This window comes from Pseudorhodobacter aquimaris (assembly GCF_001202025.1).
Classification (GTDB): Bacteria; Pseudomonadota; Alphaproteobacteria; order Rhodobacterales; family Rhodobacteraceae; genus Pseudorhodobacter; species Pseudorhodobacter aquimaris.
The window spans coordinates 1-20,776 of record NZ_LGHS01000009.1 but is presented as its reverse complement, the minus strand read 5'-3'; the positions used below and the strand labels follow the sequence as shown (position 1 = coordinate 20,776).

General features: G+C 56.7%; 25 protein-coding genes and 1 tRNA gene. 17 read left to right on the top strand and 9 right to left on the bottom strand.

Going from position 1 to position 20,776, the window contains the following annotated elements; all coding sequences use genetic code 11:
* Positions 1-47: 47 nt before the first annotated feature.
* Positions 48-479: an Lrp/AsnC family transcriptional regulator gene (locus tag AKU94_RS01020; RefSeq protein ID WP_050525505.1), complete on the bottom strand. Its 432-nt coding sequence runs from the start codon at positions 477-479 to the stop codon at positions 48-50.
* A 216-nt stretch (positions 480-695) separates the two neighbouring features.
* Here AKU94_RS01020 and AKU94_RS01015 point away from each other — a divergent pair, with 216 nt between their 5' ends.
* Positions 696-1,841, top strand: a complete 1,146-nt coding sequence (locus tag AKU94_RS01015) for a type III PLP-dependent enzyme (protein ID WP_050525504.1) — start codon at positions 696-698, stop codon at positions 1,839-1,841.
* A gap of 65 nt (positions 1,842-1,906) precedes the next feature.
* A complete protein-coding gene (locus AKU94_RS01010) occupies positions 1,907-2,260 on the top strand; it encodes a hypothetical protein (protein ID WP_050525503.1) in 354 nt (117 codons plus the stop codon).
* A 26-nt stretch (positions 2,261-2,286) separates the two neighbouring features.
* Here the strand turns inward: AKU94_RS01010 and AKU94_RS01005 are convergent, their stop codons facing one another.
* Positions 2,287-3,018, bottom strand: a complete 732-nt coding sequence (locus AKU94_RS01005) for a Crp/Fnr family transcriptional regulator (RefSeq protein WP_050525502.1) — start codon at positions 3,016-3,018, stop codon at positions 2,287-2,289.
* Between AKU94_RS01005 and AKU94_RS01000 the strand changes: the two genes are divergently transcribed.
* The 6 genes from AKU94_RS01000 (at position 2,932) to AKU94_RS00975 (ending at position 6,170) form a co-directional block, all read left to right on the top strand.
* Complete coding sequence (locus tag AKU94_RS01000) at positions 2,932-3,510, top strand: response regulator (RefSeq protein ID WP_198144797.1); 579 nt, start codon at positions 2,932-2,934, stop codon at positions 3,508-3,510. The genes AKU94_RS01005 and AKU94_RS01000 overlap by 87 nt on opposite strands.
* 106 nt (positions 3,511-3,616) lie before the next feature.
* Positions 3,617-4,129, top strand: a complete 513-nt coding sequence (locus AKU94_RS00995) for a peptidoglycan recognition protein family protein (RefSeq protein WP_050525500.1) — start codon at positions 3,617-3,619, stop codon at positions 4,127-4,129.
* Positions 4,126-4,431 carry a hypothetical protein gene (locus tag AKU94_RS00990; protein WP_050525499.1) on the top strand — a complete coding sequence of 102 codons (306 nt, stop codon included), beginning with the start codon at positions 4,126-4,128 and terminating at the stop codon, positions 4,429-4,431. Before AKU94_RS00995 ends, AKU94_RS00990 begins: the two co-directional genes overlap by 4 nt.
* Positions 4,382-4,627, top strand: coding sequence for a hypothetical protein (locus tag AKU94_RS00985; protein WP_157056345.1), 246 nt, complete (start codon positions 4,382-4,384; stop codon positions 4,625-4,627). The genes AKU94_RS00990 and AKU94_RS00985 overlap by 50 nt, the downstream gene beginning before the upstream one ends.
* Entirely contained in the window at positions 4,624-5,364 is a 741-nt protein-coding gene (locus tag AKU94_RS00980) for a hypothetical protein (protein ID WP_050525497.1), read from the top strand. Before AKU94_RS00985 ends, AKU94_RS00980 begins: the two co-directional genes overlap by 4 nt.
* Positions 5,361-6,170 (top strand): hypothetical protein, encoded by an 810-nt coding sequence (locus tag AKU94_RS00975; protein WP_050525496.1) that lies wholly within the window; start codon positions 5,361-5,363, stop codon positions 6,168-6,170. The genes AKU94_RS00980 and AKU94_RS00975 overlap by 4 nt, the downstream gene beginning before the upstream one ends.
* Before the next feature lie 51 nt (positions 6,171-6,221).
* On the opposite strand, the gene typA is transcribed toward AKU94_RS00975, so the two are convergent.
* The 6 genes from typA to AKU94_RS00945 form a co-directional block, all read right to left on the bottom strand.
* Positions 6,222-8,042, bottom strand: a complete 1,821-nt coding sequence (gene typA, locus AKU94_RS00970) for a translational GTPase TypA (protein ID WP_050525495.1) — start codon at positions 8,040-8,042, stop codon at positions 6,222-6,224.
* A 112-nt stretch (positions 8,043-8,154) separates the two neighbouring features.
* Complete coding sequence (locus AKU94_RS00965) at positions 8,155-8,757, bottom strand: YitT family protein (RefSeq protein WP_050525494.1); 603 nt, start codon at positions 8,755-8,757, stop codon at positions 8,155-8,157.
* Between the two features lie 88 nt (positions 8,758-8,845).
* Positions 8,846-10,060 carry an NADP-dependent isocitrate dehydrogenase gene (locus tag AKU94_RS00960; protein WP_050525493.1) on the bottom strand — a complete coding sequence of 405 codons (1,215 nt, stop codon included), beginning with the start codon at positions 10,058-10,060 and terminating at the stop codon, positions 8,846-8,848.
* A 103-nt stretch (positions 10,061-10,163) separates the two neighbouring features.
* A complete protein-coding gene (locus tag AKU94_RS00955; protein ID WP_050525492.1) occupies positions 10,164-11,309 on the bottom strand; it encodes an HD domain-containing protein in 1,146 nt (381 codons plus the stop codon).
* Positions 11,306-11,524, bottom strand: coding sequence for a hypothetical protein (locus AKU94_RS00950; RefSeq protein ID WP_050525491.1), 219 nt, complete (start codon positions 11,522-11,524; stop codon positions 11,306-11,308). Before AKU94_RS00950 ends, AKU94_RS00955 begins: the two co-directional genes overlap by 4 nt.
* 7 nt (positions 11,525-11,531) lie before the next feature.
* Positions 11,532-12,191 carry an alpha/beta hydrolase gene (locus AKU94_RS00945; RefSeq protein ID WP_050525490.1) on the bottom strand — a complete coding sequence of 220 codons (660 nt, stop codon included), beginning with the start codon at positions 12,189-12,191 and terminating at the stop codon, positions 11,532-11,534.
* Between the two features lie 194 nt (positions 12,192-12,385).
* Between AKU94_RS00945 and iscR the strand changes: the two genes are divergently transcribed.
* The 9 genes from iscR to AKU94_RS00900 all read left to right on the top strand — a co-directional run bounded on the left by iscR (position 12,386) and on the right by AKU94_RS00900 (position 20,214).
* Positions 12,386-12,859 (top strand): Fe-S cluster assembly transcriptional regulator IscR, encoded by a 474-nt coding sequence (iscR, locus tag AKU94_RS00940; protein ID WP_050525489.1) that lies wholly within the window; start codon positions 12,386-12,388, stop codon positions 12,857-12,859.
* Between the two features lie 59 nt (positions 12,860-12,918).
* On the top strand, positions 12,919-13,965 hold the full coding sequence (locus AKU94_RS00935) for a cysteine desulfurase family protein (protein ID WP_050525488.1): 1,047 nt from the start codon (positions 12,919-12,921) through the stop codon (positions 13,963-13,965).
* Between the two features lie 50 nt (positions 13,966-14,015).
* Positions 14,016-15,536 (top strand): Fe-S cluster assembly protein SufB, encoded by a 1,521-nt coding sequence (sufB, locus tag AKU94_RS00930; protein WP_408633649.1) that lies wholly within the window; start codon positions 14,016-14,018, stop codon positions 15,534-15,536.
* 65 nt (positions 15,537-15,601) lie between these two features.
* Entirely contained in the window at positions 15,602-16,357 is a 756-nt protein-coding gene (gene sufC, locus AKU94_RS00925) for a Fe-S cluster assembly ATPase SufC (protein ID WP_050525486.1), read from the top strand.
* A complete protein-coding gene (sufD, locus tag AKU94_RS00920; RefSeq protein ID WP_050525485.1) occupies positions 16,357-17,640 on the top strand; it encodes a Fe-S cluster assembly protein SufD in 1,284 nt (427 codons plus the stop codon). The genes sufC and sufD overlap by 1 nt, the downstream gene beginning before the upstream one ends.
* A 6-nt stretch (positions 17,641-17,646) precedes the next feature.
* A complete protein-coding gene (locus AKU94_RS00915; RefSeq protein WP_050525484.1) occupies positions 17,647-18,123 on the top strand; it encodes a YIP1 family protein in 477 nt (158 codons plus the stop codon).
* Positions 18,124-18,126: 3 nt separating this feature from the next.
* Entirely contained in the window at positions 18,127-18,720 is a 594-nt protein-coding gene (locus AKU94_RS00910; RefSeq protein WP_050525483.1) for a YIP1 family protein, read from the top strand.
* 3 nt (positions 18,721-18,723) lie between these two features.
* Complete coding sequence (locus tag AKU94_RS00905; RefSeq protein ID WP_050525482.1) at positions 18,724-19,944, top strand: cysteine desulfurase; 1,221 nt, start codon at positions 18,724-18,726, stop codon at positions 19,942-19,944.
* Positions 19,945-20,137: 193 nt separating this feature from the next.
* Positions 20,138-20,214, top strand: a tRNA-Arg gene (locus tag AKU94_RS00900).
* A gap of 167 nt (positions 20,215-20,381) precedes the next feature.
* Here the strand turns inward: AKU94_RS00900 and AKU94_RS20100 are convergent.
* A partial coding sequence (locus tag AKU94_RS20100; RefSeq protein WP_232295635.1) for a hypothetical protein occupies positions 20,382-20,776 on the bottom strand: 395 nt, incomplete at its 5' end.

Here is a 20,776-nt window from a genome sequence, read left to right as displayed (position 1 = left end):
GCCAAGGGGAAGCGCGGTTTCGATGCAGATGCCCCGGATGGTGCGATCTAGACGGCCCGATCAATTTTCGTCGACAGGTGGATCAGACTTTCTGATGATTTCACCCCGGCCATAGAGCCGATCTGATCCAGCACCTGATCCAGTACCTGAGTATTCGGCGCGCTCAGTTCCAGCAACAGATCAAAACGGCCGGAGGTGGTAAAGACCCGCTCCACCTCGGCGATGGCGCGAAGACGCGTCAGGCAGGCGGCCTGTGTGCGCGGCTCTATCATCAAGAGGACCGAGGCACGCAGCCGACCCTGCCGCCCCGCATCCCCAAGCTTGAGCGTATAGCCCGCAATGGTACCATTGGTTTCCAGCCGTTCCAAACGCGCCTGAATAGTGGAACGCGCAACCTTGAGCCGTCGCGCAAGCGTGGCCACCGAAATGCGCGCATCGGCCCCCAAGAGCCCGATTATGTGTCGATCCAGATCATCCATACAATATGCCCGATTGTTTCGTCATTATGACGATGGTTTCATATATTTATACAGTTTTAATCGGTGAAATTGTATCCCAAATAGCCTATTCTTGTTTTCAGGAAAAGGGCGGCTCATACGCACCTGGCCTGGTTTTGTTAAACCATGCGGGCGCTTGATTTCCCTGAGGGGATGGGACAGGTGTTTGCGCCATGACCAATGCGGAAAGGAACGCTGATGGGACACTCGAAAACAATCTGGACCAATCCGACGGAATATCTGTCAACGGTTCAACCTGAAAATCCGGTGCTGTTTTTCGCACCTTCCGCGCTAAAGGCGATGGCCCGCAAGTTTATCGACAGCTTTCCCGGCATGGTGACCTATGCGGTCAAATCCAACCCGATGGAAGAGGTGGTGCAAAACCTGTCAGAGGCCGGTTTGCGCGGCTTTGATGTGGCCTCTCCCTTTGAGATGCAGCTGATCCGCCGCCTGTGCCCGGATGCGGCCTTGCATTACAATAACCCGGTGCGCTCGCGCTCGGAAATTCAGGTGGCGGTGGGGCTGGGGGTGAAATCCTATTCCGTTGATTCTGTGTCGGAACTGGCCAAGCTGATCGAGGCGGTTCCAGCAGAGGGGACCGAAATCACCGTGCGCTTCAAGCTGCCGGTGGGCGGTGCGGCCTATAACTTCGGTGCCAAATTCGGCGCGACGACGGAGTTGGCGGTCGAGTTGTTGCAAGCTGTGGCCAAGGCCGGTTTCGTGCCCTCGCTCACCTTCCATCCCGGCACGCAATGTACTGAGCCTGCCGCGTGGGAAACCTATATCCGCACCGCCGCCGAGATTGCCGAGGATGCCGGTGTGACCATTGCGCGGTTGAACGTGGGCGGCGGTTTTCCGAACCACCGTTTGAACGCGGTCACCCCCGATCTGGACGCGATTTTCGAGATGATCGACCGTGTCGCAACCGAGGCCTTTGGCGAAAAACGCCCGCTTTTGGTCTGTGAGCCGGGCCGCGGCCTGTGTGGCGATGCCTTTACCGTCGCCACGCGCGTCAAAGCCTTACGCGATGATGCGCATGTGTTCCTGAACGATGGGGTTTACGGCAGCTTGACCGAGCTTCCGATGATCGGTGTCATTGACCGGACCGAGGTTCTGGCCCCAGATGGCCAACCACGGACCGGTGAGCCGATTGCGCGCATCGTCTTTGGCCCGACGTGCGATTCGGTTGATCGTTTGCCCGGAGAGCTGATGCTGCCCGATGATCTGGCCGAAGGGGATTTTCTGTTGATCCACGGTATGGGCGCCTATTCCACGGTCACCAACACCCGCTTTAACGGGTTTGGAGAGTTGGGGCTGGAGCTTGTCTTGGACCTGCACGCCTGAAAACACCCCCCCTCGGTCAAACCGCTTGGCCGGGGGGAAAGTGCTGTTTGATATAAGGAAGAAAAATGCTGAATATCGTACTCATAATCTTGACCATGCATGAGGCCGAGCCGTTGCATATCGCCTTTACGCAGGCCGAAACGATGGAGGCTTGCAAAGCCAGGGCCGGGGTTGTTTCGCAGATTCTGACCGATGCAGGGACCGAAGTTGTCGCTGTGCGCTGTGGTGAGACAGCTATGGCCTTCACCCCTTATGGCCATGATCACGCCGAGGCGGAACTGAACTGGCATTATCATGTGACAATCCAAGGTGATGCGGTCGAAGACGGTTTTGCGCTGCGCCCTGTCGCGGCCGGTAGCTGTAACGCGGATGCGAGTGAATATTGTGCGATCTCTGCCCAGGCCCCCATCCCGCAATAGTCATGCAACCCCCTAGACGCAGCGCTTTACATGATCGGCCTGCGTGCGGGCTTTTCTAGGTCTATCATTGCAAGATCAGCAAGGGCAGGCAGGTTGCGGATTGTCAGCTTGCCGTCCATCCAATGTGCCAGATCAAGGCAGCGAAGCTTTTGCAACGTTTTATTGGTATGGACCAGCGATAGACCCAAAGCATCGGCAAGATCACGTTGACGAAATGGCAGAGGGACGGTGTTTTCCTGTGTCATACCAACGGCGCGCAGCCGTTCGAACATCCGGACGAAAGCCCATGCAATCCGCTGTGCCGCATCTCTTTGACCGATCGAGGCCAATGTCTCTCCAAGGAAATATTCCTCGACGGCTGAGATCCATGTCAAATCATAGGCGCGTTCGGGATGGGCGCGAAACAGGGTCCAGATATCCTCACGTTTGAAAACACACAGGCGCATGTGGGTAGAGGCCTCGACCGAGTGTTTCATCTCGCCCATGAGGCTGGCTTGAAGCCCTGAGAAATCGCCGGGAAACAAGAAGTTGATGACCTGGCGCCGCCCGTTTTCCAGCGTTTTGTAACGGGTGCCCATGCCGCTTAACACGGTGTAAAGCTGCGGGCTGCTGGACCCTTCCATCAAAACGGTCGTGCCAGCCTCGACCTCAAGCTCACCTTTCTTGAAAGATTGCATGAAGGCGATTTCATCATCCGTGAAAGGGACAAAAATATCCTTTACGCGCAGCGGACAAGCACTGCATCTGATTCCGGCCATGGCTCGCCTATTCGTCAGGTCCTATGTCATAGTTTAATGCACGATTGCAGGTTTGGTTCCATCATTTCTTTTTGGGTGAAGGAGATTACCTTGGCAGTTCCAGGTTCGATGGATCAAGTCCGCACCACGGTGATTATCGTTCACGGTGATTTCCTGATCGCCGGGGACCTTGCCGCAACGATCCGCGATTTCATGCCCTACGCTCGGATCATTACTGCCAGCACGCCTCAGGAGGCGTGCGAGTTGTTGGGTGAAGCCGAATCCGTAGCGCTTGCCTTTGTTGAGGCAGGTCATTCAGATTTCGCGGCATCACCCTTGGCCCAAAGGCTTGATGTGCCTTTGGGTCGCGCTGTTTTGCTTGGGGACAGCGCGGAGCAACAGGCGGAAAAGGGCGGCTGGCCGGTTCTTTTCAGACCATTTTTCGCCGAGGATATCCTGATGTTGCTGCGAAACGCGGCCATGGGCAGCACTGCCACCAGCGCTATCGGCTGAGGCTTGGCGGCGGGGCAGCGTACGGTGCATTTCCGGAATTTCAATCGCAGAGGATGATGCTTCAGGACCGTTCTGATTGGACGTTTGACCGGAAGGACCTGAAGAAATGAAACGCATCATCCTGCATTGGACGGCTGGGACGCATCATGTGTCGGCGCTTGACCGTGCGCATTACCATTTCATCGTGGCCGGTGATGGCAGCGTGATCGAAGGCGATCTGCGACCTGAGTCGAACCGTGTTATCAACAGCGGTCGCTATGCGGCGCACACGCGGGGGCTCAATACCGGTTCAATCGGTGTGGCGATGGCGGCGATGCTGGGGGCGCGGGAACGGCCGTTTGACGCGGGCGCATTTCCAATCACGCCGGTCCAATTGGCGACCTTCACCGATTTGGTGGCAGAGCTTGCCTTGACCTATAAAATTCGTGTGACACGCAAGACCGTTCTGACCCATGCCGAGGTGGAACCGACCCTGAACGTCTGGCAGCGCGGCAAATGGGATGTTGCCTGGCTGCCCGGTATGAAGGCAACCGGCGACCCGGTAACAGTTGGCGACCGGCTCCGCTGGCTGATTGAGGAGAACATCGGCCAGATCAACCGCGAGAGCATTGCGCTATGACACGCTATGCCCTGATCGCGACACTGACGGGATGTCTTGGCTTAGGTGCGGCCCTGTTTTGGGTGTCGGGCCAGCGTGACGTAGCCCAGAGCGAGGCCAAATCCTTGCGTATGCAACTTATCACAGCAGAGCAGCGCCTGAACCATGCGGCACAGGCGGCCGCGGTGCATCGGGCCTATATCGAACGGATGCAGGTCGCCGCGGCACAGGCCGCCGAGGATGAAACCGCAGCTTTGACAATGGAGGGGGCCGATGCACCGTTACCTGATTATCTGCGCGATATTCTTGACCGCGTGCGGTGAAGAGCGGCGCACCGTTTATGCCGTGCCACAAGTGTCGGCCGATCTGCGGCAGGCGGTGATTGTTCGCTGCCCGTCCGGCGACACTTTGGCGCGGGCAGGGGTGTGTCTGATCCGGCTTGAGGCCGGGCTGAGAGCGGCGAATGAAAAAATCGGCGCGATTGATGAAATCCTGACAAAAGCAGAGGCAACACAATGACAGAAATTATCACAATGATGCGCGGCAGCGATGTCGATTTTACCCGCTTTTGGCCTGCCACAGACGGCTCCCGGTTTGACCTGACCGATTGGACGGTCTACGCCTTTGAGCCCCATGCAGATCTATTGGACAGCCTGACCCTGACCAAAGGCGATGCCGAAGCAGGTGAGATTATCGGCCGTATCGAATGGGATGACCGCTTTGAGACCGGCACCCATATGGGCTTTCAAATCGGTATCCGGCGGGGTGAGCAAGACATCACGACCCATAGGTACATGATCAAGGTGACAACTTCGGCGCGGTTCGCCGAAGATCCTTTGCCGATCATGCCCACCGGCCCGCAAGGTCCTCAAGGCCCGCAGGGGGATCCGGGTGAAGGCATGCCCTTGGGCGGTATGACGGGGCAGGTTCTGGCCAAAGCCTCTGATACGGATTTTGATCTTGCATGGGTTGATCAGGCCGCGGGTGGCAGCAGCGGAACCGGCCCGCAGGGTGCTGACGGGCTTTCGGCCTATGAGGTAGCTGTTGCGGGGGGATATGCCGGCTCTGCAGCGGATTGGCTGGCGTCTTTGGTTGGTCCCAAGGGTGATGATGGCGCAGCCAGCACTGTTGCCGGGCCCGCAGGTGCCGATGGCAGTGATGGACAATCCGTTAGCGTACATGAATTCACCGATGAGTCCGCCGCCGTGGCCTTTGCTGCCAGCGCCACACCGCTTCAGATTACGGTTCTGAAATGAGTGGGCCGCTGATCAATTTGCGCGATGCCCGACGCATATGGGTCGGGCAATCAGAGGCGCAACGGTTCTGGGTCGGTTCGGGATCAGGTTGGAGCAAACCCGCAGATGAGGCATTCAGCCCTAAGGATCTGTTTTTGCCCTCGGATGACGGCTTTTGGTATGACTTTACGGATGGGGCCTCGGTGTTTCAGGATGCTGGGCGCAGCAGTGCTGTCGCAAACGGACAAGAGGCCTATGGCATTCAGGACAAATCCCAAAAGGGTCACCACGGCGTCGTGACCGGGGGGCCCGCGCCCAGATGGTATACGGCGGGCTATGTGGATTTTCTGGGCAATAATGCACAGCAATATGTGAGTGGCTTTGTCAATGGTCCGACCTCTACCATGGTGATGGCCTATCGCAGCACCTCGAGTGTAAATGGGGTCCTTTCAGGATCTTCTGCGACAAATCCCAGGTGGTATGTTCAGCAAAGGGGAACGCTGACGGTCCGTTTTGGATTGGGGGGCGCGAATCATGAGTATAACGGAAACAACCACACGCTCGGAAATGTCGTGATGATGGGTTATGATCCGGCCAACACCCATGGGTGGCGGCAATTGGGCCGGCTGAACGGTGTCGACCATATCCGCAGCACCGACGCGACCAGCATTACAAACGGGAACATCCATGTTGGTGCGACATCGGGAGGTGCGGTCGGCTACCAATGTGCGGCACAGATGGTCCACGCGCTTTGCATCAATCGCGCGCTTACTGACGCAGAGATGGCCAGTTTGGACAGCTATCTGAACACGGCGATGGGATTGTAATCAACGCTTGCAAGACCAAGGAAAAAGCCCGCTCATCAGAGCGGGCTTTTATCAGTCAGCGGAACGGGATTGACGTTTGCGTTCATGCGGGTCGAGGTAGCGCTTGCGCAAACGGATGTTTTTGGGCGTTACTTCGACCAATTCATCATCCGCGATATAGGCGATGGATTCCTCGAGCGACATACGGACCGGTGTTGTCAGGCGCACGGCCTCATCGGTGCCGCTGGCACGCACGTTGGTCAACTGCTTGCCCTTTAAAGGGTTGATTTCAAGATCATTGTCGCGGGAATGCTCGCCAAGGATCATGCCTTGATAAACCGCTTCCTGCGCGCCGATAAAGAACTTGCCGCGATCTTCTAGTTTCCACAAAGCGTAGGACACTGAGGTCCCGTTTTCCATCGAAATCAGAACGCCCTGACGGCGTCCCTGGATTGGGCCTTTGTGCGGGGTCCAGCCGTGGAACAACCGGTTCAGAATACCGGTGCCGCGTGTGTCGGTCAGGAACTGCCCGTGATAGCCGATCAACCCGCGTGATGGCACATGGGCCACGATACGCGTTTTGCCTGCACCGGCCGGTTTCATTTCAACCAGATCGCCTTTACGCTCACCCGTCAGCTTTTCGATAACCGCACCGGAATATTCGTCATCCACATCGATGGTGACCTCTTCGACCGGCTCCATCCGCACGCCGTCTTCTTCTTTGAAGATAACGCGGGGGCGAGAGATCGAAAGCTCGAACCCTTCGCGGCGCATGTTTTCAATCAATACGCCCATCTGAAGCTCACCACGGCCGGAAACCTCAAAGGCCTCGCCGCCGGGGGTGTCTGCGATTTTGATCGCGACGTTGGTTTCGGCCTCATCCATCAGACGTTTACGGATCACGCGCGATTGTACCTTGGAGCCGTCTTTGCCGGCCAGCGGGCTGTCGTTGATCCCGAAGGTGACGGTGATGGTTGGCGGGTCGATCGGCTGAGCCTCGATCGCTTCTTCGACGGACATATCGCAAAGGGTATCGGCCACGGTCGCCTTGGTCATGCCGGCGATGGTCACGATATCGCCTGCAACGGCCTCATCGATCGGCTGTTGGCCGATGCCGCGGAACGCAAGGATCTTGGTGGCGCGGAATGTTTCAATCCGCTCACCTGTGCGTGAAATCGCTTTGATCTGGGCGCCGGTTGTCAATGTACCAGACTCGACACGGCCGGTCAAAATACGCCCGATGAACGGGTCGGCAGAAAGGGTCGTGGCCAACATCTTGAACGGTTCGGCGGCTTTGGCGACCTGCTTGGGTGCGGGGACATGTTTGACAATCAATTCAAACAACGCCTGCAAATCCTTGCGCGGGCCGTCAAGCTCGGTGTCCGCCCAGCCAGAGCGGCCAGAGGCATAGAGATGGGGGAAATCGAGCTGATTGTCATCGGCACCAAGATTGGCGAAGAGGTCGAAACATTCGTCCAATGCGCGGTCAGGCTCGGCATCGGCCTTGTCGACCTTGTTGAGCACAACAATCGGGCGCAGCCCAAGCGCCAGCGCCTTGGAGGTCACAAACTTGGTTTGCGGCATCGGACCTTCGGCGGCATCGACCAGCAAGACAACACCGTCAACCATATTCAGGATACGCTCTACCTCACCACCGAAATCGGCGTGGCCGGGGGTGTCGACGATGTTGATGCGAATCCCGCCCCATTCCACGCTCGTTGCCTTGGCAAGAATGGTGATGCCGCGCTCACGTTCGATGTCATTACTGTCCATCACGCGCTCGGTCGTGGCCTGGTTGTCGCGGTAGGTGCCGGATTGTTTCAGCAGCTCGTCGACAAGGGTGGTCTTGCCATGGTCGACGTGGGCGATAATGGCAATGTTGCGAAGCTCCATCGGAGGTGTCTCTTTTTCAAATCATTTCGGGTTGGCGTGGCGTTACAGCACAGAGGGGATAAACACCACCCCTTAGATGAAAACCAGCGCGATTAATGGCGCAAAACGGCGCTCAGGTCGCAATATAGCGGTCGCGGCGATGGTTGATGGCAATAATCAGGTTCACAATCAGCGCCCCCAGCGCCGAGATCGCAACCGTGGGCACATCGCGCATAAACAGCGCAAGCGTGAAAAGCCCCGCGTCAAAGATAAGCTGGGTATAGCCCGCCCGAAAGCCCGTTTTCTCCTGAAGCAGCAGGGCGACAATGCCGATACCGCCAAGGCTGGCCCCGTGACGAAACAGCACAATCAGCGCAACACCCGAAACCGCGCCGAAAAGCACAGCGCCAAAAATCGGGCTAAGGGTCTCAAAGCTGATCCACCCCGGCATGACCATGGTCAGCGCCGACATGGTCCCGACTGCGACAAAGGTTTTCAGCGTAAAGACCCGCCCCATGCGCTTATACCCGATCCAGTAGAACGGCAGGTTGATTGCAAAGAAAACCGGCCCGAACCCCCATCCCGTCGCATAAGAGATCAAGACCGCAAGCCCCGCTGTCTGACCGGTCACAAGCCCCAGATGCGTCAAGATAAGGATACCGAATGCGGCCATCGTGGACCCGAAGGCAAGGCCTTGGGCATCTTCGATCAGGCTGTGACGGTTGGGATCTGTCATCGGGTTGGCCGCAGGTTGAAATAGAAAAAATCCGGAGGCATATGCTGCCCCCGGACCTTTCGCATGGTTTTTAGTCTAATGGAAGGGATCAGCCCTTCAAGGCTTTGTTCAGATATTCGTCAACTTTTTCCAGATAGCCCATGGTGGTCAACCATTTCTGATCGGGGCCAACCAGCAGGGCGAGGTCTTTGGTCATATGGCCATCCTCGACGCAATCGACGGTGACTTTTTCCAGTGTCGCCGCAAACTTTGCCAGTTCCTCGTTGTTGTCCAGCTTGGCGCGGTGCTTCAAGCCACCGGTCCAGGCAAAGATCGACGCGATAGAGTTGGTCGAGGTTTCTTTGCCGGCCTGATGCTGACGGTAGTGGCGCGTTACGGTGCCGTGCGCGGCCTCTGCTTCAACCGTGTCGCCATCGGGCGTCATCAGCACAGAGGTCATCAGACCAAGCGAGCCAAAGCCTTGGGCAACCGTATCGGACTGCACATCGCCATCATAGTTTTTACAAGCCCAGACATAGCCGCCGGACCATTTCATCGCGGATGCGACCATATCGTCGATCAGGCGGTGCTCATAAGTGATGCCGGCCGCTTTGAATTTATCGGCGAATTCCTCGTCATAGACCTTTTGGAACAGATCCTTGAAGCGCCCGTCATAGGCTTTGAGGATCGTGTTCTTGGTCGAAAGGTACACAGGCCAGCCTTTGACCAGACCGTAGTTCATCGACGCCCGTGCGAAGTCGATGATCGATTCGTCAAGGTTGTACATCGCCATGGTGACACCGGCGCCAGGTGCGTCAAAGACTTCGCGCTCGATCACTTCGCCATCTTCGCCAACGAATTTGATCGTCAGCTTGCCCTTGCCGGGGAAACGGAAATCGGTGGCGCGATACTGGTCGCCGAATGCGTGACGGCCAACGACGATAGGCTGGGTCCAGCCGGGGACAAGACGTGGAACGTTTTTACAGATGATCGGCTCACGGAAGATAACGCCGCCAAGGATGTTGCGGATCGTGCCGTTCGGGCTGCGCCACATTTGCTTGAGGCCGAATTCCTCAACGCGCTGCTCATCCGGGGTGATGGTCGCACATTTAACGCCAACGCCGTATTTCTTGATCGCATGGGCCGCATCAATGGTGATCTGGTCGTCGGTGCGGTCGCGCTCTTCGATACCCAGATCGTAATATTTCAGGTCGATGTCCAGATAGGGCAGGATCAGCTTTTGTTTGATGAAATCCCAGATGATCCGGGTCATCTCATCGCCGTCAAGCTCGACAACGGGGTTTGCGACTTTGATCTTGGTCATACGGCCCTCTTTGGTTTGAATGGATTCGGAGTTGGCATGTGTTTAGCGTATTATATATGGTTTGGCTAGGGCGGTATGCAATTGTATACCGCCCGCCGGCAGATTATCGGAAAAACGGCATAGAGCGGTCACGGACATAGGGCCACAGACGCGGTGCGCCATCGGCGATCTTGACGCCAACCCGCGATTGGAGCTGGTCGAAACTTACATTATACGAATGCCATGTTCCGCCGTTGCACTGGATGTTTTGCATCACCGGCTGAACCCGGTCGAGGCTTTTGGCGAAACGGGCGCTGGGGGATTGGGTCGCCTCAAACTCTTGCCACAGCGCATGAAGGTGGTCGCCCGTTGGCTGGGGAAGCATCCCAAAAATGCGCGCGGCGGCCTGCGCTTCATCCGCTTGCACCGCGGCAGAGCTATGGGCCGTGCCATTGGCGGAATGGATTGGGACATCACCGACGTCGATCTCGACCAGATCATGCAGGAGCAACATCTGGATCACGCGGGGGATCTCGACACCTACACCCGCCTGATCGGCAAGGATCAAGGCATAAAGCGCGATATGCCATGAATGTTCGGCTGAATTTTCGGTCCGCGAGGCATCGCAGAGGGTGGTGGCACGATTGACTGATTTCAGCGCATCCGCCTCGGCCAGAAACGCAAGGGTTTGGGCAAAGCGTCCTTGGGGGGCATCGCCCGCAAGCATGGCCTGCGCCGCCCCAAAGGCATCAGGCCAGCGGGTGCAAAGATCCGCAGCACGTCCCACAGTCAGGTTGTCGCGCACGATTTGCAGATGGTCAGGGCGGGGCGTTTGCGCGCAAAGCACCTGAAACAATGGCTGTGCATGGTCGATCTGCTTGGCAAAACGCGCCTCGGCGCTTTGGCCCTGTTCGAACTCGTCCCAGATCTGACGCATCGACGTGCCAAGAGCAGGGGGCAACAGGCCAAACAAACGGCGCGCGGCTTTTTCCTCGGCCTCGGCCTGACCGGGGTTGGGCAGATGGATCGGGTGGTCGCCTGCGTCGATCTCGACGAGATCATGCAAAAGCAGCATCGCGATGGCGCGGCCGATATCCGTGCCAGTGGCGGCATAATCCGCAAATGCCAAGGCCCAAAGCGCCACATGCCAGGAATGTTCCGCGCTGTTTTCATCGCGCGACCCATCCAGCAGGCAATTGGCCCGGTTGACCGATTTCAGCCGGTCCGCCTCATTGAGAAACGCGAATTGCGCATCCAGCATGTCATTCATCCGGCAACCTTGGCGGATGCGACCGCCTTGGCAATAAAATCACGCGCGCGCTGATCGGCAAGGCGTACACGGATCGCCGTCATAAACGCCTCTTGCAAGGTCGGCGAGGAGGCCCCGACCGCCACCTTGTCGTAAAAGCGATCGTCGTCGATATGATCCATCGCCTCCAATGTGGTTTTGGCAAGGGCGTCGCCCATATCTTCGACAATGCTCATGTTTTGCTCATCTGGTCTGCTCGGTGATCCGGCGCTTGACGTATGTGGTGACATTGTCAAGCATCGGCTTCATATGCGTCTCTTCGTCCTTGAAGAAGTGATCCGCCCCTTCGATCTGCGTATGGGTGATGGTGATCCCTTTTTGCTCGTGCAGTTTCCCGACGAGGTTCACGGTATCCTTGGGCGGCGCCACCTTATCGGCGGTGCCATTGATCACCAAACCCGACGACGGGCAGGGCGCGAGGAAAGAAAAGTCATACATATTCGCAGGCGGTGCCACCGAGATGAAACCGGTGATTTCAGGACGGCGCATCAAAAGCTGCATCCCGATCCAGGCCCCAAAGGAAAAGCCCGCAACCCAGCAATGCTTGGAATTCTGGTTCATCGACTGCAGATAATCCAGCGCCGAGGCCGCATCCGACAGCTCGCCAACACCCTGATCATATTCGCCCTGACTGCGGCCCACACCCCGAAAGTTGAAGCGCAGAACCGTAAAGCCCATGTTATAAAATGCGTAATGCAGATTATAGACAACCTTGTTGTTCATTGTCCCGCCAAATTGCGGATGTGGATGCAGCACGATGGCAATCGGGGCATCACGTTCCTTTTGGGGGTGATAACGTCCTTCGAGGCGGCCTTCGGGGCCGGCAAAAATTACTTCGGGCATCGGGTCTGCCTTGTCACTTTCCTGCGGTGGCTTTGATGGACAAAGCAAACCCGCATATCTAGAACGGTTGAAAACAGGCCAAGGCTTGGCCTGCGGTTCTTGTTGAGTTAAGCGCACGGGTGGTGCAGGTCAATGCGCAAGGTGGGTTGACGGTGATTTCAGTGGGCTTTCAGGATGTTTAGCAGGGGTAGGGCATGAAACTTTCGACCAAGGGGCGTTATGCCATGGTGGCGCTGACAGATTTGGCACTGGCGGCACAAAAGGAGGGGCCGGAGGGGCTGATTTCCCTTTCCGAGATTTCTAAACGGCAAAGCATCTCTTTGCCCTATCTGGAGCAGCTCTTTGTCAAGCTGCGCCGGGCCGGTCTGGTCGAGGCGGTTCGCGGCCCCGGTGGTGGCTACCGGCTTGCCCGTCCCGCCGTCGAGGTGCGGATCAGCCAGATACTGGAGGCGGTGGACGAATCCGTCAGCGCGATGCATGCCGGTGCGGGTGCATCGGGCGGCAGTTCAGGCAGCCGCGCGCAATCGCTGAGCAACCGTCTGTGGGAGGGGCTGTCGGCGCATGTCTATGTGTTCTTGCACCAGACGCGCCTTTCGGATGTCATCCGCAACGAGATGCAACCATGCCCGGCGGTTCCGGCATTATTCAGGGTGGTGGACGAGGACTGACGCCCGATGTATGGCTTTGTCAGCTTACGGATTTGACCGGGATGAAAATGGGGGCCTAGGTGGCATCACGGATCTATCTCGACTGGAATGCGACCACGCCCCTGCGACCGGAGGCGCGCGCGGCAATGATTGCGGCGATGGATGTGGTGGGCAACCCGTCCTCGGTCCATGCCGAAGGCCGCGCGGCCAAAGCGTTGATGGAGCGCGCGCGGGCACAGGTGGCGGCAGCCTTGGGGGCGGATGGTGCGGATATTGTCTTTACCGGCTCGGCGACCGAGGGGGCCGCGCTTGCCTGTGCTGGCCGCAACCTGCATTGTTCAGAGGTTGAACATGACGCCGTAACCAGTTGGTGCAAAACGGATTTGCCGACCAATGATGCCGGGCGGGTATCGGTGTCCCATCCAAGGTATTGCGCGCTACAACTTGCCAATTCCGAGACTGGCGTGATGCAGGATCTGCCACAAGGTTTAGCGGTATCGGATCTGACGCAGGCGTTTGGCAAGGTTCCCCTTTCCTTTAATTGGCTGGGCGTTGATGCCGGACTGATCTCGGCGCACAAGCTGGGCGGGCCCAAGGGCATTGGTGCCGTAGCGTTGCGCCAAGGGCTGGATCTGGCGCCACAGATCAAGGGCGGCGGCCAAGAGATGGGGCGTCGCGCGGGCACTGAAAACCTGATCGGCATCGCCGGATTTGGCGCCGCAGCAGAGGCGGCAGCCCGGGATCTGGCCAATGGGGTCTGGGAAGAAATTGGCCAGTTTAGAAATATTCTAGAAAGGGCATTGTCTGTTCATGCAAAAGATACTATTTTTGTCGGGAAAGAGGTTGCGCGTCTGCCCAACACCCTTTGCCTCATCGCCCCCGGATGGAAGGGTGAGACACAGGTGATGCAGATGGATCTTGCCGGTTTCGCCATTTCGGCGGGCTCGGCCTGTTCATCGGGCAAGGTGCGGGCCAGCCGTGTCCTGAAGGCGATGGGGTATGACGAGGCGATGGCCGCTTCGGCGATCCGCATTTCCATCGGGCCGGGCGTATCAGAAGACATGGTTCTGCGGTTTGCGGACACATGGGCTAAACAGTACAACAGGCACCGTGCGCGGCACGCCTGAAAGGATGACAGCGGGAAACACCCGGCGAAGGAGTAAGCGATATGACAGCCATGCCAAAGGTTGAAACCGAGGTCCGCGAGGGCGTGGACCGTGAAACCGTCGAGACCGTCGAGGCCATGGCGGGCAAGTATAAACACGGGTGGGAAACCGAGATTGAGATGGATTTCGCGCCCAAAGGCCTGAATGAGGATATCGTGCGCCTTATCTCGGCCAAGAACGAAGAGCCGCAGTGGATGCTGGATTGGCGTCTTGCCGCCTTTGCACGCTGGAAAGAGATGGAAGAGCCGGATTGGGCGATGTTGGAATATCCCAAGATCGATTATCAGGATATTTATTATTATGCCTCTCCCAAAAGCATGCAAGACAAGCCTAAATCGCTGGATGATGTCGACCCCAAGCTGTTGGCAACATACAAAAAACTTGGCATTCCGCTGCAAGAGCAGATGATCCTTGCAGGCGTAGAGGGCGCAGGCGAGGTTCCCGCCGAGGGACGCAAGGTTGCCGTCGATGCGGTGTTTGATTCGGTATCCTTGGGCACCACCTTTCAGGCCGAATTGATGAAGGCTGGGGTGATTTTCTGCTCTATCTCCGAGGCTATTCGCACCCATCCTGAGCTGGTGCAGAAATATATCGGCTCGGTTGTGCCGCAGTCGGATAACTTCTTTGCCACGCTGAATTCGGCTGTGTTTTCGGATGGGTCTTTTGTCTACATCCCGCCGGGCACACGCTGCCCGATGGAGCTTTCGACCTATTTCCGTATCAACGCCGAGAACACCGGCCAGTTCGAGCGGACGCTGATCGTCTGTGACAAGGGTGCCTATGTCTCCTATCTGGAGGGTTGCACCGCGCCGAAACGTGACACCAACCAGCTGCACGCGGCGGTAGTGGAGATCGTGATCATGGAAGACGCCGAGGTGAAATATTCCACGGTGCAAAACTGGTATCCGGGCGATGAAGACGGCGTGGGCGGGATCTATAACTTTGTGACCAAACGTGCCGATTGCCGGGGCGACCGTGCCAAGGTGATGTGGACGCAGGTTGAGACCGGCTCTGCGATCACGTGGAAATATCCGTCCTGCATTCTGCGCGGCGACGATTCGCAGGGGGAGTTTTACTCCATTGCCATCGCCAATAACGCACAACAGGCCGATACCGGCACCAAGATGATCCATCTGGGCAAGCGCACAAAATCGCGCATCGTTTCCAAGGGGATCTCGGCAGGACGGGCGCAGAACACTTATCGCGGTTTGGTAAGTATGCACCCTAAGGCCAAGGACTCACGCAATTATACCCAATGTGACAGCTTGCTGATCGGGGATAAATGCGGCGCGCATACAGTGCCCTATATCGAGGTGAAAAACAATTCCTCGCGGGTCGAACATGAGGCCACAACCAGCAAGGTGGATGATGACCAGCTGTTCTATTGCCGCTCTCGCGGGATGGATGAGGAAGAGGCCGTAGCCCTTGTGGTCAACGGGTTCTGCAAAGAAGTTCTGCAATCCTTGCCGATGGAATTTGCCATGGAGGCGCAGGCACTGGTTGCAATTTCGCTTGAAGGGTCCGTCGGCTAGTCGCCAGACATTCGTTAATTTTCTGGCAAAAAAGCCAGTACACAGAATATAAGAACGAGGAAAAAATGCTGGAAATCAATAACCTGCACGTAGAGCTTGAGGAAGAGGATAAGGCCATCCTCAAAGGCGTGAACCTGTCGATCAAGGCTGGCAGCGTGCATGCGATCATGGGCCCGAACGGGTCGGGGAAATCGACGCTTGCCTATGTGCTTTCGGGCAAAGGCGGTTATGAGGTGACCGAAGGCTCAGCCAAGCTGGAAGGGGTGGAGCTGCTTGATATGGAACCAGAAGAGCGGGCAGCAGCCGGTCTTTTTCTGGCCTTCCAATATCCGGTAGAAATTCCCGGCGTTGGCAATATGACGTTTCTGCGCACAGCAGTGAACGCACAGCGCAAGGCCCGCGGCGAGGAAGAGTTGTCGGCAGGCGACTTCCTTAAAGTGGTGCGCGAGAAGGGGAAGGCGTTGCAAATCGGATCGGAAATGATGAAGCGCCCGGTCAATGTGGGTTTCTCGGGCGGTGAGAAAAAGCGCAATGAGATCCTTCAGATGGCGATGCTGGAACCAAAGATGTGCATCCTCGATGAAACCGACTCCGGTCTTGACGTGGATGCGATGAAACTGGTTTCCGAAGGTGTGAACGCACTGCGCGATGCAGGTCGGTCGTTCCTTGTTATCACGCATTATCAACGGCTTCTGGATCATATTAAACCTGATTTCGTACATATCATGGCCAATGGGCGGATTATCAAAACCGGCGGGCCGGAACTGGCGCTGGAAGTTGAACAAAACGGCTATGCGGATATTTTGACTGAGGTGGCATAATGGCCCAGTTGCAAGCAAAACAAGACGCGCTTTCTGCGCGCATCTCGGGGCTTGATCTGTGTCGCGAAGGTTGGACTGCATCTCTGCGGGCTGACGCGTTGACACGTCTCTCGGCCATGGGGCTGCCGGGCAAGCGCGATGAGTATTGGCGCTATACCGACCCAAGCAGCCTGACAGCGGTTGAGGCGGCGCCAGCGGCGCCATTTATTGCCGCGGATGAAAAGATGGTTTTCAGCGGGATCGACCGTTTGCGCATCGTCTTTGTCGATGGGGTTTTCGATGCCGATGTTTCCGATGATCTGGAAATGGCAGGGCTTGAGATCTCGCGATTGGCCGATGCTGCGGATCAACATTGGGCGCGCGATGTCTATGGCGTGCTGGAAACGCAGGGGCAAACACCTGTTCAACGCCCTCTGGCCGCGCTGAATACCGCCTTTGCCACTGACGGTATCCTGATCCGTGCAACAGGTCAGGCCAAGATGCCGATTTCTCTGATTTATCTCCATAAATCAGATACCTCTGACGTAATCTTGCATCATTGCATTAAGGTAGAATCGGGTGCTGAGTTGACCATTCTGGAAAACGGTCCAGCGGCTGCGCGCTTCAATTCCGTGATGGAGGTGGACGTCGCTGATGACGGGCGTTTCCACCATATCCGCACGCAGGGCCGCGACCATGACCGTCGTGCCGCAACGCATCTTTTCGGGCGCTTGGGGCAGGAGTCTTCGTTCAAAAGCTTCACCCTCACCGCCAATGGTCGCATGACCCGCAACGAAGCCGTGATCGAATTTACCGGCGATGATGCCATTGCCCATGTGGCAGGGGCGGCGATTGGTGACGGTGCGTTCCATCATGACGATACTGTTTTTGTAACCCACGGCGCGGAACGGTGCGAAAGCAGTCAGGTGTTCAAGAAAGTTCTGAAGAATGGCGCGGTCGGGGTCTTCCAAGGCAAGATTCTGGTTAAGAGCAACGCGCAAAAAACGGATGGCTATCAGATCAGTCAGGCGCTGCTGCTCGACGGCGATTCGCAGTTTCTGGCCAAGCCAGAGCTGGAAATCTATGCTGACGATGTGCAATGCTCGCACGGGTCCACTTCTGGTGCCATTGATGAGGGGGCGCTGTTTTACTTGCGCTCTCGCGGAGTGCCGGAACGAGAGGCGCAAAGCCTGCTTGTGCTGGCCTTTCTGGCGGAAGCACTTGCCGAGATTGAGGATGAAGTCTTGGCTGAAGATGTCCGTATTGGCATGGAAAACTGGCTTGCGCGCCACGGCGGGGCATAAGTCAGTATGGCCGTAACCACGGATATTGTTAGGTCTTGGCGCCGTCCGCGCGCAGTGATGCAGTCGCATCTTGCGCGCGGACGGTCCGAACCTTGGGCCTTCTCATTATTGGTGGCCTTTATGATCGTGGCCTTTATTGCGCAATGGCCGGTTGCCAGTCGCAATAGTTTTTATAATCCCGAGGTGCCACTTTTTGCGCAGATGTTTGCGATCGGGATGGGAATTTTGGCGCTTGTGCCGGCTTGGTATCTGCTTGCAGCGATCAGCCGCTGGATCGCCCGCGCTTTGGGCGGCCGGGGGGATCACTACGGCGCAAGGCTTGCCTTATTTTGGGCCTTGGTGGTGGTTAGCCCCTTGATGTTGCTGCAAGGTTTGGTCAAAGGCATGATCGGGCCCGGGCCGGGATTGACGGCGGTTACGCTCGTTACGGCTGTGGCATTCCTTGGCTTTTGGATCCTCAATTTGATTGAGGCGGAACGGTAAATCATGGAACTGACGCCGGCATTTTTGATGCGGATGATAAAAGAAACACTTGCGACACCGCGGGCCGCGGCGGCGGCGGTGCTTGGCCTCGGGCTTTCGCCCATGGTCGGGTGGATGGCGCTGATGCTGATGGCCATCGGCTCTACTTTGCTGACACATGTCAGCTTTGCGATGATGCCCGTTGATGCGCAAGAGTTCTGGGGTGCTGCGATGGGCAGCCCGATACGCACCGCAATTCTGCAGTGGGTGATCTTGTTGATCTCGGTTCACGCAATCCACCGCATCGGCCAATGGCGTGGGGGCAACGGGCGGCTTGAGGGGGCTGTCATTCTGGTGGCTTGGCTGCAGTTTGTCCTGCTGTCTGTGCAGATCGTGCAGCTTATTGCGCAGGTCTTTGTGCCGCCGCTTGCGGATCTGCTTGGGGTTCTTGGGCTGGTGCTGTTTATGTGGTTGCTTACGAATTTCGTCGCCCAGCTACACGGATTTTCATCTTTGGTCCTCACCTTTCTGGGGATCATCTTGACCTTGATCACGCTTACTTTTTTGCTGGCCTTTATTTTCACGCTATTGTTCGGTGCCGCAGCGGTAGGGGTATAGATTATGTTTGACGTTGAAAAAATCCGTGCAGAGTTTCCCATCCTGTCACGAAAGGTCAACGACCGGCCCTTGGTCTATCTTGACAACGGTGCCTCGGCGCAAAAGCCGCAGGTGGTCATCGATGCCATCGCCACGGGATACTCGCACGAATATGCCAATGTTCACCGTGGTTTGCACTATCTTTCTAATCTTGCGACTGACAAGTATGAGGCGGTTCGCGGCAAGGTAGCCCGGTTTCTGAACGCCCCCACACCAGATGAGATCGTCTTTACCACAGGCACGACCGAGGCCATCAATATGATCTCTTACGCATGGGCGGCCCCCCGTTTCAAAGCGGGCGATGAGATTGTTCTGTCGATTATGGAGCATCACGCCAATATCGTGCCGTGGCACTTCTTGCGCGAACGTCTTGGCGTCGTGCTGAAATGGGTGAATTGCGACGCCAATGGCGATCTGGACCCGCAAGCGGTGATTGATGCAATCGGCCCGCGGACCAAGCTGGTTGCCATTACCCAGATGTCGAATGTTACGGGTACTGTGGTCGATGTGGCTACGATTTGCCATGCGGCGCGTGCGCGCGGTGTGGCAAGCTTGGTGGATGGATCGCAAGCGGCGGTGCATATGCCAGTCGATGTTGCTGCGATGGGCTGTGATTTTTACGCGATCACCGGACATAAACTATATGGGCCAAGTGGTTCCGGAGCGATCTTCATTTGCCGTGACAGGATGGAGGAGATGCGCCCCTTCCTTGGTGGTGGCGATATGATCCGTGAGGTGACGCGCGATGTCGTCACCTACAACGATGCGCCGATGAAGTTTGAGGCAGGCACCCCTGGCATCATCCAACAAATCGGGCTGGGTGTTGCGCTTGACTATATGATGGGCATCGGGATGGAGGCGATTGCGGCCTATGAGGCCGGTTTGCGCGATTATACGCGTGACAGATTGTCCGGGCTAAATTGGTTGAACGTGCAGGGGAATGCAGAGTCCAAGGGGGCGATCTTCAGTTTTACCTTGCAAGGTGCCGCGCATGCACATGATATTTCTACTATTTTGGATAAGCGCGGGATCGCTGTCAGGGCCGGCACACATTGCGCCATGCCGTTGATGGAGCATATGGGGGTCGGTGCCACATGCCGCGCATCATTCGCGATGTACAACACACGCGAAGAGGCGGACAAGCTCGTAGAAGCACTCGAATTCTGTCATGAGCTTTTCGGCTAATCACAAAGAAACCCCGTTGCAACTGTCGCGCAGTTTCGCTACCTAGGTCTAACGGTATCCATAGCTCGGTTGAGTAGAGCAGTGCCATAGGAAGCCAGAGGCTTGGACGGTTAAGGAGCCGTAAGTAAAGAGAAAAAAGACTTGTTAATATAAGTCTGCATAGTTTCCTGCACGCTTTGTGTGGAATCATTGCGGTCCCTTAGCTCAGCTGGATAGAGCGCTACCCTCCGAAGGTAGAGGTCACACGTTCGAATCGTGTAGGGATCGCCATCGATTTGTGTGACGAACTCCATGGAAATCTCTTACAACTCCTTCCTTTCTTGTTATGATTGCGCTGCAATTCTCAAGCGCACAATTGCAGTTTTTGAGTCTTCCAGATCGATTCCTTCGTCTGCGTTTTTGTCGTTTCAGGTCAGGTGACATATCCATATTCCACTCTACGGCGTCATATATGTTCTCAATGTAGCAGCCGGGACCTGTCGCGCTTTCATGCCGCCCCAAGTGCTCGTTTTAGCCATCTTACGCTCGAAAGCGACGGTAAGCGTCCGTCCTGCCTTTACTGACGCGTCATAGAGTGTGTTGATAAGTGTCCCCCGTTGATAGTGGACATCTTGAGTGCAGATATGACGGGTAAGAAGAAGCGGTTCTGGCCTGATGAGGAGAAGGTGTCGATCTGCGGGTAATCCTGCGCGCCGAGGGTATCTGTCGCGCAGGTCGCGCGGCGGTATGCCATGAACCCCAATTTGATCCATAAATGGTTGCGTGATCCCAAGTTTGCGCCGGATCGAGCGATATTTAAAGAGCAGGTTGCTCAGACGCCATGCTTTCTCCC